Below are 13250 nucleotides of genomic sequence, written 5' to 3' on the forward strand. Positions count from 1 at the left end.
AGCTCAGCCCATCTCCGTCAAGGCAGGAGGTTGGTTATGCCACAAAGTGGCTGATGTCTAGTGAATCAAGGACTAGAGGAGAGCCCTGTTTTTGCCAGCCCAGCCGAAGCAAAAGCCCGGCAAGGCCAGCCAAATCTGAAGCAACTCTGTAAGTTCCCGGCACCTGCGCCGAGAATCGGCCAGCTTACCTAGTAGAAGGGATCCCAGCCTCCATCGGGTCAGCGGGACAGAGTCCTTGCTAGAGGCGAGGGATTCCGTGTTTCGGCGTTTCTTTGGGGAAGCCTCGTATGGTTCTTAGCTCTCCTCCCTCGGTCATGCCCAGCAGCGCCGAACGCGAGATAGCGCGGGATGTGCTCACCCTCTCCCGGCATGTCTTGCAGCAGTTTGGCAGCTTCACCGCCGAGGCCCAGGACTTCAGTGCTCTAATGAACCGCATTGCCCTGGCCGGCAAGATGATTGCCCGCCGCCTCAGCCAGGCAGGACTCATCGAGGGAGCGCTGGGCGTAACCGGCAACGTCAATGTCCAAGGGGAAGAACAGCAGCGGATGGACGAGTACGCCAACCGGGCCTTCATCCGCGCTTTGGAGCAGACAGGGCTAGTCTGTCGGCTGGTCTCAGAAGAGATGAAAACCCCGGCCCGCCTGCCGGAAAACTGCTCCCTCAGCCGCCTGGCGCTGCTTGTCGATCCCCTAGATGGCTCCTCCAATATCGAGGCCAACCTCAGCGTTGGCTCCATTTTCTCTGTCCTTCAGCCCCTCGAGGATCGCCCTGAGGCTGACCACCAAGATCTCCTCCAGCCGGGCCGCCGGCAACTGGCTGCTGGCTATATCCTCTACGGCCCCAGCACCCAACTGGTCTATTCCGTCGGCAAGGGGGTACATAGCTTTACGCTGGATCCCAGCTTGGGCGAGTTCATCCTCTCCCAAAGCGACATCCGCATTCCCGAACGTGGCTCCGTCTACAGCCTCAACGAGGGCTACTTCTGCCAGTGGAGCGAGGGGATCCAAAACTTCATCCGCTACGCCCATCGCCAAGGCAGCTATACCTCCCGCTACAGCGGCGCTCTGGTGGCTGACTTTCACCGCATCCTGTTGCAGGGAGGGGTATACCTCTACCCCGGCACCCGGCAAAAACCCGAGGGCAAGCTGCGGCTGATGTATGAGGCCAACCCGCTGGCGTTTTTGGCCGAGCAGGCAGGAGGCGTGGCTACCACGGGCACCGAGGCCATCCTGGACATCGTGCCCCACTCTCTCCACCAACGGGTGCCCCTCATCATTGGCAGCCGCGAGAACGTGGAAGAGGTGCTGCGCTGTCTGGAAGGTTCTCTGCGGCCCTAGCTCCTCTCTCCCTATCCACCCAAGCTGAGCCGACTCTATGGTGGCCCTGGCGGAAAACCCCTTGCGCGTTGGCCTCAACCAAGAGCGCATTCCGGATCCTTGCATTCTGGTGCAGTTTGGCGCTTCCGGGGATCTGGCGGCCCGCAAGCTGATCCCGGCCTACTACCGGCTCTTTGTCCAGCGACGGCTGCCGCCGGAGTTTACCTTGGTGGGGGTGGCTCGCCGCGACTGGAGCCACGAGATCTATCGGGACAAGATGCGGGCAGCCCTGAAGGAGTTTGCCCCCCAGGATCTGGGGCCAGAAGCCCTCTGGCAAGACTTTGCCAGCCGCCTGTTTTACTGTCGCTTGGATATTGGCGATGCCGAGGGCTACCTGCGCCTCAAGCAATTTCTCAGCCAACTGGACGAAGAGCGGGGCACCCGTGGCAACCGCGTGTTTTACCTGGCGGTGGCACCGGACTTCTATGCCCAGGCCCTCCAGCAGTTGGGGGCAGCGGGGATGCTGGCGGATCCAACCAGGACGCGGGTGGTGATTGAAAAGCCCTTCGGCCACGACCTCACCTCGGCCCAGGAGCTGAACCGCCTTGTGCAGCGCATCTGTCAGGAAGAGCAGGTCTACCGCATCGACCACTACCTGGGCAAAGAGACGGTGCAAAACCTGCTGGTCTTCCGCTTTGCCAACGCCATCTTTGAGCCTCTCTGGAACCGCAACTACATCGACCATGTGCAGATTACGGTAGCGGAAACGGTAGGGGTGGAGGATCGGGCCGGCTACTACGACGCTGCTGGTGCCCTGCGGGACATGGTGCAGAACCACCTAATGCAGATCTATTGCCTGACGGCCATGGAGCCGCCCGTCTCGTTGCGCGGCGATGGGGTGCGCAATGAAAAGACCAAAGTGCTGCAGGCCACCCGTCTGGCCGACACTCGCAACGTGGCAGCCGCAGCGGTGCGGGCCCAGTATGGTCCCGGCTGGATTGGCGGCAGGCCAGTGCCCGGCTATCGCCAAGAGCCCAATGTCAACCCCAACTCGCAGACCCCCACCTATGCCGCCCTGAAGCTGGAATGCGACACCTGGCGGTGGAAAGGGGTGCCCTTTTACCTGCGCACGGGCAAGCGCCTAGCCAAGAAGGTTTCCGAGGTGGCCATCTACTTTAAGCAGGTGCCCCTATCCCTTTTTCCTTCGGCAACGCGGGAGGTGAGCCCCAACATCCTGGTGCTGCGCATCCAGCCCAACGAGGGCATCTCCTTGCGTTTTGAGGCCAAGATGCCCGGGCCGGAGATCCGCACCCGCTCGGTGGAAATGGATTTTCGCTACGGGACAGCCTTTGGGTCGAGCGCGCCAGATGCCTACGAGCGCCTGCTGTTGGACTGCCTGCTGGGGGATCCCACCCTGTTTACCCGCGCCGACGAGGTGGAAGCTGCCTGGCGGGTGGTAACGCCCGTTTTGTCGGCCTGGGAGACGCCACCTGGCTATGATACCGCGCCGCCGCTGTACACCTATGAGGCCGGCACCTGGGGGCCCAAGGCTGCCGAAGACCTGCTGGCCCAGTCTGGGCGGCGGTGGCGACGTCTCTAGTTTCCTGCAGCAAAACCTGGCTCAGGTAGCGACTGGGGCTGATAAAGCGCCAAGGGGGCGAGAGCAGACATTTCAAACAGCGATTGCGGCTAACATGGGCATGGCCTGGTTTTGCCTAAGTATCATGCCGTCGCTGTCGTTCCGGTTTTGCCTAGCCTTGCCGGTGGGCCTTGCCCTTGTCTTGGGGATAGAGGGAGGGGATCCCGCGCGGGCTCAGGTCTTGCTCCATGTGCCCCTGCCCAATGGGGACTTGATGCAGGCCCAGGGGCTGCAACTAGCCACCAACGCGCTGCGGCTAGCCCAGTTTGGCCAGACCGAAGAGGCGTTGCGCCGCCTGCAACTGGCCGTGGCCATGGTGCCCACCTCTTCCGAGCTGCTCTACGCTTTGGGCAACGTCTATCTGGAGCTGGGGAACTCTGCCCAGGCCGTGCAGGTGCTGCAAAGGGCCCGCGCTCTGGCTCCCCAGGATGGGGATGTCCTCTACTCCCTGGGAGTGGCTTACTTGCGGCAGGGCAGCTACTTTGCCGCCGCCGAGGCCCTGGAACGGGCTGTTGCCTTGCAGCCGGATAACCCCAACGCCCGCTTTCAACTGGGCAATGCCTACCTCATGCTCGACCAATGGGATCCCGCCCGGCGGGAATATGAGAAAACCTTGGAGTTGGATCCCGCCTACTGGCCTGCTATGAACAACCTTGGCCTGGTGGACTACGAGCAAGGGGATCTGGAGGCGGCCATCGAGCGCTGGGAGCGCACCATCGAGATGAACGAGGCGGTGGCCGAGCCCTACCTGGCCCTGGCTACAGCCCTGTACGTTCGCGGCCAAACCCAGCGGGCGGAAGAACTGGGGGCCAAAGCCGTGCGCTTGGATCCCAGCTATGCCCGGCTAGAGGTGCTGCGGGAGAACCTGTGGCGGAATAACCTGCTGCGAGATGTGCAAGTTCTCCTGCGAACACGGGCAGTGGTAGAGGCCCTACAGCAGGCTGCTGTTGACCGGTTCAACCGCCAGATGGGTCTTGCAGGAGAGTAGCCCGGGATCCCTCGGCCACTGGCTTTTGCAGCTTCTCAAGCTTGGCTCGGATCCGCTCGGCAATACCGACACTGTTGAGGCCAAGGTCTGCAAGAGACTCTTCACGGGTAGCATGTTCTACCCAAATGTCTGGCACCCCCAGGCGCAAAAGAGGCACCCGGATATCGGCATCCAGGAGGGCTTCCCCCACTGCCGAGCCAAACCCGCCCATGAGGCAGCCTTCTTCCACCGTCACCACCAGGCGGCTTTGTTCGGCTAGGGGCAGGATTAGCTCTGTATCCAGGGGCTTGGCAAAGCGGGCATTGACTACCGTCGTGGAGATGCCGTGCTCTTTGAGGATCTCCGCGGCCTGCAAGCTGGGATAGACCATCGACCCATAGGCCAGGACTAACACATCGCCGCCGCTGCGCAGCACCTCCGCCTTGCCAATGGGAATGGGCTCCCAGCCATCTTCCGCCAAGGGCACCCCAACGCCAGAGTCGCGCGGGTAGCGCATGGCAATGGGTCCTTGGGTGTACTGGATCCCGGTTACCACCATGCGCTGCAGTTCCGCTTCGTCTTTGGGGGCCATCAGCACCATCTCGGGGATGCAGCGCAGATAGGCGATGTCGTACATGCCCTGGTGGGTGGCGCCGTCAGGTCCAACCACGCCTGCCCGATCCAAGCAGAAAAAGACTGGCAGCTTTTGGAGGCAGACATCGTGGATAATCTGGTCGTAGGCCCGCTGCAGGAAGGTGGAGTAAATGGCCACCACCGGGCGCATCCCCTCACAGGCCATGCCAGCAGCCAAGGTGACCGCGTGCTGCTCCGCGATCCCCACATCCACAAACTGATCCGGCAGTTTTTCCTTGAGCTTGTCTAGGCCAGTGCCGGTGTCCATAGCTGCCGTGATGCCAATGATGCGGGGATCCCGCTCCGCCAGTTTGCAAAGGGTATGGCCGAAGACCTTGCTGTAGCTGGGGGGAGTGGGTTTGGTGGGGGGATAGGGTTTGCCGGTGGCCAGGTCGAAGCGGGATTGGGCGTGATAGCTTACCTGCTCAGCCTCTGCCGGTGGGTAGCCTTTGCCCTTGACGGTGGCCACATGCACCAGCACGGGCCCAGAGAGGCCATGGGCCAACTCAAAAGCATCCAACAACTCTGCCAGGTTGTGCCCGTCCACCGGCCCCACGTAGGTAAAGCCCAGCTCCTCGAAGATGATGCCGGCCTTGTTGTTCTGCACAGCAGTAACCAGCTTCACCGTCTCCTTCATGCGCTCAATTTCGGGGCTGAGACTGGAGCCAACTAGAGGCAGGTTCTTCAGTTGCTCCTCCAGGCTGTTGGACAAAAATTGCACTGGCGGGCTGAGGCGCAGGCGGTTTAAATAGCGCGGGATCGCCCCCACATTGGGGGAAATCGACATGCCGTTGTCGTTGAGAACCACCATCAGGTTGGTCTTGGGCAAATGGCCGGCGTGGTTGATGGCCTCATAGGCCATGCCCCCGGTCAGGGCGCCGTCCCCGATGATGGCCACCACCTTGAAGTTTTCCCCCCGCCGGTCGCGGGCAATGGCCATACCCAAGGCTGCCGAGATGCTGGTGGAGGCGTGGCCGGCCCCAAAGTGGTCGAAGCGGCTTTCGCTGCGCTTCAGGTAGCCGGAGATCCCCCCCTTTTGGCGAATGGTGTGGAAGTTGTGATACCTGCCGGTGAGCATTTTGTGGGCATAGGCTTGGTGCCCCACATCCCAAATAACCTTGTCGCGATCCAGGTCAAGGGTTTTGTAGAGCGCCAAGGTCAGCTCCACCACCCCCAACCCTGGCCCTAGGTGACAGCCGACGGGAGAGTTGGCAGCCGTTTGCAAGTGTTTTTCGCGGATCTGGCGGGCTAAGCTGCGCAACTGGCTGAGGGTTAGGTTGCGGAGCTGGTTGGGATGAGTGATTTCACTCAGGTGCATAGGGGATCTGTCCTTCCGGTGTGATCTCACTCTAGATCATGGCTTTCCCAGAGGGCTTGGCTGGAGTCTTTTCAAAACTTCGCTGGATGTCTCCCGCTGCAGGGTTAGCATCGGACAAAGGCCCCGCTTTTCGAGGTTGCCTGCCCATGAGGATTGCCGACAACATCACCCAACTCATCGGTCGCACGCCGCTGGTGCGGCTCAACCGGATCCCGCAGGCGGAGGGATGCCTGGCGGAGATTGTGGTTAAACTGGAGAGCTTCAACCCGGCGGCCTCGGTAAAAGACCGCATTGCCGTCAGCATGATCGAGGCAGCTGAGCAAGCCGGTTTAATTTCCCCCGGCAAGACCATTTTGGTGGAACCCACCTCCGGCAACACGGGCATTGGCTTAGCCATGGCGGCAGCGGCCAAGGGCTACCGGCTCATCATTGTCATGCCTGAGAGCATGAGCCTAGAGCGGCGGCTGCTGTTGAAGGCCTACGGGGCAGAGGTGCACCTAGCCAGCAGCGCCGGTGGCATGGGAGAGGCCATTTGGAAGGCGGAGGAGATCGTGCGCCGCACCCCCAATGCCTACATGCTGGGCCAATTCACCAATCCGGCCAACCCCCAAATCCACGCCCGCACCACCGGCCCCGAGATCTGGGAGGACACCGATGGCCAGGTGGATATCCTAGTGGCGGGGGTGGGCACTGGCGGCACCATTACCGGGGCGGGCGAGTTTCTCAAGAGTAAGAAACCTTCCATTCGGCTAGTGGCCGTCGAGCCCAAGGCAAGCGCGGTTCTAAGCGGGGGACGGCCCGGCTTTCACCGCATCGAGGGCATCGGGGCAGGGTTTGTGCCGGAGGTGTTGCGGCGGGATCTCCTGGATGAGGTGATTGCCGTAGACGACGAAGAAAGCATGGTCTACAGCCGTCGCCTGGCCAGAGAAGAAGGGATCCTCTCCGGCATTTCCACTGGGGCAGCCCTGGCTGCCGCTATCCAGGTGGGGCGGCGACCGGAAAACGCCGGCAAGCTGATTGTGATGATCCAGCCCAGCTTTGGCGAGCGCTACCTCAGTACGCCTCTCTTCCGCGACCTGGAGCGAGAGTCGGACTCGCGGCTGCCGCAGCCTTTGGTTAGGTAGTCAAAACTCGCCAGCCAGGGCCGCTAGGCAGCGCTCACACAGCTCTGGATGTTCGGCAAATTCCCCCACCCGAGGAGAGTAGTTCCAGCAGCGCACGCACTTTTTGCCCTCTGCCCGCTGAACGACAACCTGCAGCTCCGCCGCCTCAGTCTCTGCCTTGATGAGCTCCACCTGGGAAGTGATAAACAGGTAGCGCAGCTCGGCGGCCCGCTCTTCCAGAAGAGCGTACAGGTGGGGATCCGCCACCTTGAGGATGAGCTTGGCTTCGGTGGAAGCGCCGATGAGCTTGTCGGTGCGCGCTTGTTCCAGCGCCTTGTTCACCTCCTGCCGCACTGCCCGCAGCTTTTCCCAAGTGGCAGCTAGCTGGGGATCCCGCCACTGCTCTGGCAGTCGCATCCAGCCCCCTTCAAACACCGAACGGGTGGGCTTGGGGTAGGGCAGGTAACTCCAGATCTCTTCTGCGAGGTGGGAAAGCACTGGGGCGATGGCCTTGGCCAAGTTCTCCAGCACCAGGGACAGCACCGTCTGACATTGCCGCCGCCGCAGGCTGCGGGCGTGACTGATGTAGAGGCGATCCTTGCCAATGTCCAAGTAGAAGTTGGAGAGATCCACCACGCAGAAGTTCTGAACCGCTTGGAAAAAGCGGTAGAACTGATAGCTGTCAAAAGCTTCGGTGATCTCCTCTCCCACCTCCTTTAGGCGGTGCAGGAGGTAGCGATCCAACTCGGTCAACGCTTCAAAGGGAACGGCATCCTGGGCCGGGTTAAAGTCATAGAGGTTGCCTAGCAGAAAGCGGGCTGTGTTGCGGATCTTGCGGTACACATCTGCCATCTGCCCCAGAATGGTCTTGCCCAGGGGCACGTCGCCGGAGTAGTCCACGCTGGAAACCCACAGTCGCAGCACATCGGCCCCGTAGGCGGGATCCGTCTGAGGGTCGCTGCCGCCATTGATGAGCACCAGGGGATCGATGACGTTGCCCAAGGACTTGCTCATCTTCTGGCCCTTTTCGTCCAGCACAAAGCCGTGGGTGAGCACCGCCTTGTAGGGGGCACAGCCATTGACCGCCACTGAGGTCAGCAAGCTGGACTGGAACCAACCTCGGTGCTGATCCGAACCCTCCAGGTAGAGATCCACGGGGTAGCCCAACCCGCGCGCCTGGGCCACCGCCGCCCAGGAAGAGCCGGAGTCAAACCAAACATCCATGGTGTCCGTGCCCTTGCGGTAGGTGCGGCCATTGTGGCGGTACTGCTCCGGCAGCAATTCTTCTACTGGGCGCTTCCACCAAGCGTCAGATCCCTCTTGGGCAAAGATGGCCTTGATGTGGTCAATGGTTTCGGCAGTCAGCAGAGCCTCGCCAGTCTCCTCGTCATAGAAGACAGGGATGGGCACCCCCCAGGCCCGCTGGCGGGAGATGCACCAGTCGGAGCGCTCCTTGACCATGGCGGTGATGCGGTTTTCCCCTTCCGGTGGGATCCACTTCACGGTTTTGATGGCCTGCAGGGCCAGCTCCCGGAAGCCGGCTACGGACGCAAACCACTGCTCGGTGGCCCGGAAGATGGTGGGTTCTTTGGTGCGCCAGTCGTAGGGGTATTTGTGGCTGTAGGGCTCCTCCTTGAGCAGGGCGCCGGCAGCCTGCAAAGCCTTAATCACAGCCAGGTTGCCGCTGGTCTCCGGTTCTTTGGAGAGGACATCTAGCCCGGCAAACTGGGGGCCGGCTTCTGCGGTAAACCTCCCCTGCTCGTCCACGGGGCTGAGGATGGGCAGGCCGTACTTTTGGCCAGTCTTGAAGTCTTCTTCCCCATGCCCCGGCGCCGTGTGGACAATGCCGGTGCCGGACTCGGTGGTCACATAGTCTCCCAAAACACAGAGGCTAGTGCGGTCAAAGAGGGGGTGGCGTCCCTGGCAGTATTCCAAAGCGGATCCCGGCAGGGTGGCCTTGACCTCTAAGGGAGTCTCCAGGACTTTTTCCAGCCGCTGCCGCAGAGCGGCGGCAATGAGCAGCAGGCCAAAGCGGGGAGACTCCACCACCGCATAGGTAAGCTTGGGGTTAAAGCAGAGAGCCAGGTTGGCCGGGATCGTCCAGGGGGTAGTCGTCCAAATGGCCGCCCGCAGGCCTGGCAGGAAGGGCTCTAAAACCGGCCGCGCCGCCGGGCTGAGGCTTTGCAGGGGAAAAGCCACGTAGATGCTGGGGGAGATGTGGTTGTCGGGATATTCCAGCTCCGCTTCTGCCAGGGCCGTCTGGGAGCTGGGGCTCCAGTGGACGGGCTTGAGGCCGCGGTAGATGTAGCCTTTGAGAACCATCTGGCCAAACACCTCGATCTGGGCCGCCTCGTACTCCGGCGATAGGGTCAGGTAGGGCCGATCCCAATCTCCCCATACCCCCAGCCGCTGAAAACTGGCCCGCTGCACGTCGACGTAGTGCAGGGCGTACTCTCTGGCCTTTTGCCGCAGTTGCAGGGGGGTGAGACTCTGCCGCTCCTGGGGGGAGAGGCTTTGCAGCACTTTCAGCTCGATGGGCAGGCCGTGGCAGTCCCAGCCAGGTACATAGCGCACCTTGCGCCCTCGCAGGAGGTGGTACTTGTTGACGATGTCCTTGAGGATCTTGTTGAGGGTGGTGCCCATGTGGATGTCGCCATTGGCATAGGGTGGCCCATCGTGCAGGACAAAGGGATCCCCCGGATTGGTTTCCGACAGACGCTGGTAGATCTGTTCTTCCTGCCAAAAAGCCTGGATGGCGGGCTCTCTCTTAGCGGCCTCCGCCCGCATGGGAAACTGAGTCTGCGGCAGGTTGAGGGTACTCTTGTAGTCCACGGCAACTTGAGCAGGCTAAAGGGCGTTTTTCTATCCTACGCCGTTGCCTGGTTCTCAGTCGTGTTCTAGGCTTCCTCTCCCTGGCCTGAGGGAAAGGGATCCAGACGGCCACCTCGGCTTTCTGCCAGGAGTCTGGCTTGCTTGGGGTTCCTTTCTCTTAGGGTTGAACGGTAAGGCGCCGGCTCTCGACAACCAGGCCACTTTGGTTAACCAGCATCACCGAGATCCACTTAGCACCCGCTTCTGGGGGGGCATCCGCCTGCAGGAAGATCCCGCCCGCCTGCAGAGGTTCGAGGGCAAACGAAGTGACATCCAGGTAGCTTGCCCCGGCAACGGGCCGCTCCGCCACAGCGCCCAACAGCAAAGATTGGGTGAGGGGCTCGGCCACAATGGCCTGCAGCGAGTAGGTGGATCCCGGCTTGACCACCTCCGGCAGCTTGACAGTAACGGTGGGGGGTGCTGAGCCGGAGGTGAGCGTGCTCGACTCCCGCAGCACTTCTTGCTCTACCAGCAGCAGTTGTCCTGGATTGGCGGCATCCGGGCGGTAGCGGTTGCGCACCAGGACGGAAGCCTTTACCTGAAACTCCCCCCGCCCCGAAGCCTGGGATCCCTGCACTTGGCTAGCAATCTCAGCTACAATCTCAGGGCCTATCTGCCGCCAGGAGACAATTTGGGCGGAGTAGGTCAGCTCAGGATGCGCGTCCCACAGCTTGCGAATGGCCTCTTCCACCCCCTGCCGATCCAACCCGTCGCGGTGGCGGAAGTCGGGGCTGTAGCCGGCCATCACCTTCGGCAAGTCCCGTCGGTTAGCCGCGGCTATTTGCTCGTTCAGCCACTCGACCAGAGCCGCTGGTGCGGGGGCAGAAACCTGCCTTTGCAGCCCGCTTTCTAGGCGCAGCGGGGGAGTCTGGGCCAGCACTTTGCCTGCAAGCGGGATCCCCCAGCTCAAACTCAAGGCAAGCGGCCAGAGCAGTTGGGAAAAGGCGGATCGAGAGCTCAAACTGTGGGCCTCCGGCGGGCAGGTCTGCGCTTAGTTTAGCCTGTCCGGGTAGGGATCCGGCCCAACTTGGCCGAGCGGCAGATCCACACCCCTGAAGCCCGGTTTATTCTGGAGATTGGGTTGCATGGCGAGGTTTCATGGCGTCCCCTCACTCCCCTGCTTTCTTGGCTTTGGTCAACGAGGCCAAAAGCCGCATCCAAGAGCTGACCGTCGAGCAAGTCAGGCAGAAACAACTGCAAGGAGATTCCTTCTACCTAGTCGACGTGCGGGAAGAGTCGGAGTGGCAGGCAGGTCGCATTGCTGGCGCCATTCACTTGAGCAAAGGCATTATTGAGCGGGACATCGAGAAGGTGATCCCAGACAAAGAGGCGGAGATTGTCCTCTATTGTGCTGGTGGGTTTCGTTCAGCCTTAGCAGCCGATAACTTGCAGAAGATGGGCTACCGCCGCGTGTTTTCGATGGACGGCGGCATCCGCGCCTGGCGAGAGGCTGGCTTTCCCGAAGAGTGCTAGAAATTCTTGCTCAGCTTTCCCAAGGAGAAAGGGAGCGTTTGTAACAATTCTGCAACTATATTGGTAGCTAGGGCCAATAGCTTTTTTCCGTTGCCTTTGCCATGCCTCAAACCTTGCCCCGCCTGGAGATTGCCGCCCGTTTGCAGCAGCTGCGCCAGCTTTTACAGGAACAGAATTTGGATGGGTTTTGGGTGCCCTCCGCCGATGAGCACCTCAACGAGTACCTGCTGGAGTATCGCAAGCGGCGACAGTGGATTACGGGCTTTACCGGCTCGGTGGGCGATGCTTTGATCAGCCGGGACAGGGCTTGGCTGTGGGTAGATCCCCGCTACCACGAGCAGGCCGAGCGGGAGGTGGATCCCAACCTGTTTACGGTGATCAAAGGTGGTCTGCCGGATCAGCCCAGCCTGATGGAGATTGTAGAGGAGTTGGGATCTGGCTTTCGCCTGGGGGTGGATCCCTTTACGGTGTCCGTAGCCACCTACCGCCAGTTACAAGCCCACGCCCAAGCCGGGGGAGTGCTGCTGGTGCCGGTTCGCGAAAACCCGCTAGATAAGCTGGCCAAGGAATCTAGCCAAGCCCTTTTGGAGCAACCCATCTATCCTGTCCCTGCCCAGCTCTGCGGGGCCACCCCCAGCGACAAGCTGGCTCAGGTGCGCCAGGAGATGCGCCGCAAGCGGGTAGGCCTGTTGCCCTTAACCAAGTTGGACCAGGTAGCCTGGCTATTGAACCTGCGTGGCTCTGACATCCCCTACAACCCGGTGTTCCGCGCCTACGCGCTGGTTGCCCTGGAGAGGGTTGCCCTCTTCACAGATCTGGAGCGCCTTACTCCCTCGGCTCGGCAAGTGCTGGCCGAAGCGGAGGTAGAGCTCTGGCCCTACGAGGCTTACCCGGAACAACTGCCCCAGTGGGCCGAGCGCTACGGGCCAGTGGGAGTGGATCCCAAGCAGACCACTCAGGGCACGCAAGAGCTGCTGCACGGGATCCCCTGTCGCGAGCTGGATCACCCCGTGGATGTCCTCAAGGCGGTCAAAAACCCCACCGAGCTGGAGCAGATGCGGCTAGCCAACTGCAAAGCCAGCCGGGCCAAGATCCGCACGCTCGCCTGGATCGACCGGCAGATCCAAGCAGGGATCCCCATCAGCGAAGCCGATGTGGCAGCCACCCTGGAGGCCCACTACCGCGAGGAAGGGGATTGGGTGGGCCTGAGCTTTAACACCATCGCTGGGGCCGGGGCCAATAGCTCTATCGTTCACTACGGCACCCCGGATCCTCAGAAGCTGCTGCAGCCAGGCGAGTTGTTTTTGTTGGACTCGGGATCCCACTACCTGGGGGGCACTACCGACGCTACCCGCACCCTCTGGATTGGCTCGCAACCCGCGGATCCCTTGTGCAAGCGGCGCTACACCGAGGTGCTCAAAGCCCACATCCAGTGCGCCCGCCAGATCTTCCCCCCCGATACCTACGGCCTCTCTTTGGATGGCATTGCCCGCTCCAGCCTCTGGCAGGCAGGGCTAGACTATGGCCACGGCACTGGCCACGGCGTCGGCGCCTTTTTGAACGTCCACGAGGGGCCCAATGGGATCCACCGCCGCGCCAGCACCCCCTTCAAGGTAGGCATGATCACCAGCATCGAGCCAGGTTACTACCAGCCGGGCTGGGGCGGGATTCGCCTGGAGAACCTCTACGAGGTGGTTGCCCTCCCCGAGCCAGAGGGCTGGATGGGCTTTCGCTCTCTGACGTGGATCCCTTTTGACAGGCGTTTGATCGATTGGGATCTCCTAGACGCGGCACAACGGGCTTGGCTGGATGAGTATCACCGCCAGGTTTACGCCCTGCACCAGGCCAGTCTCTCGAAAGAGGATGCCGCTTGGCTAGAGTGGGCCTGCGGTCTTGCCAGCTAGCCAATGCGCCACGGGTCTAGCTCTCG

General features: G+C 61.6%; 9 protein-coding genes. 6 read left to right on the forward strand and 3 right to left on the reverse strand.

All coding sequences use genetic code 11. From position 1 onward, the window contains the following. The first annotated feature begins 314 nt into the window (after positions 1-314). From fbp to NW807_RS02875, 3 genes are all read left to right on the forward strand, one after another. Complete coding sequence (gene fbp / locus NW807_RS02865) at positions 315-1337, forward strand: class 1 fructose-bisphosphatase (protein ID WP_414425404.1); 1023 nt, start codon at positions 315-317, stop codon at positions 1335-1337. A gap of 37 nt (positions 1338-1374) precedes the next feature. After that, positions 1375-2916 carry a glucose-6-phosphate dehydrogenase gene (gene zwf, locus NW807_RS02870; RefSeq protein ID WP_414425245.1) on the forward strand — a complete coding sequence of 514 codons (1542 nt, stop codon included), beginning with the start codon at positions 1375-1377 and terminating at the stop codon, positions 2914-2916. Positions 2917-3040: 124 nt separating this feature from the next. Continuing rightward, positions 3041-3943, forward strand: a complete 903-nt coding sequence (locus tag NW807_RS02875) for a tetratricopeptide repeat protein (protein ID WP_414411354.1) — start codon at positions 3041-3043, stop codon at positions 3941-3943. Here the strand turns inward: NW807_RS02875 and dxs are convergent. Beyond that, the gene (gene dxs / locus NW807_RS02880) at positions 3912-5873 is read right to left on the reverse strand and encodes a 1-deoxy-D-xylulose-5-phosphate synthase (protein WP_414425246.1); all 1962 of its coding nucleotides are present in this window, start codon (positions 5871-5873) and stop codon (positions 3912-3914) included. The two genes, NW807_RS02875 and dxs, sit on opposite strands and share 32 nt — an antisense overlap. A 146-nt stretch (positions 5874-6019) precedes the next feature. On the opposite strand from dxs, the gene cysK reads away from it, so the two are divergent. Beyond that, a complete protein-coding gene (cysK, locus tag NW807_RS02885) occupies positions 6020-6997 on the forward strand; it encodes a cysteine synthase A (protein ID WP_414425247.1) in 978 nt (325 codons plus the stop codon). Here cysK and ileS read toward each other — a convergent pair whose 3' ends face one another. Together ileS and NW807_RS02895 are read right to left on the reverse strand one after the other, a co-directional pair. Then, on the reverse strand, positions 6998-9763 hold the full coding sequence (gene ileS / locus NW807_RS02890) for an isoleucine--tRNA ligase (protein ID WP_414425405.1): 2766 nt from the start codon (positions 9761-9763) through the stop codon (positions 6998-7000). It lies immediately after the preceding gene. 202 nt (positions 9764-9965) lie between these two features. After that, the gene (locus NW807_RS02895; protein WP_414425248.1) at positions 9966-10808 is read right to left on the reverse strand and encodes a hypothetical protein; all 843 of its coding nucleotides are present in this window, start codon (positions 10806-10808) and stop codon (positions 9966-9968) included. Between the two features lie 137 nt (positions 10809-10945). Here NW807_RS02895 and NW807_RS02900 point away from each other — a divergent pair, with 137 nt between their 5' ends. Both NW807_RS02900 and NW807_RS02905 read left to right on the forward strand, forming a co-directional pair. After that, positions 10946-11320 (forward strand): rhodanese-like domain-containing protein, encoded by a 375-nt coding sequence (locus tag NW807_RS02900; protein ID WP_414425249.1) that lies wholly within the window; start codon positions 10946-10948, stop codon positions 11318-11320. Between the two features lie 101 nt (positions 11321-11421). Then, positions 11422-13224, forward strand: coding sequence for an aminopeptidase P family protein (locus NW807_RS02905; RefSeq protein WP_414425250.1), 1803 nt, complete (start codon positions 11422-11424; stop codon positions 13222-13224). Positions 13225-13250: the final 26 nt, after the last annotated feature.

The sequence above is a fragment of the Synechococcus sp. R70.1 genome, from assembly GCF_047461675.1.
Classification (GTDB): Bacteria; Cyanobacteriota; Cyanobacteriia; order Thermostichales; family Thermostichaceae; genus Thermostichus.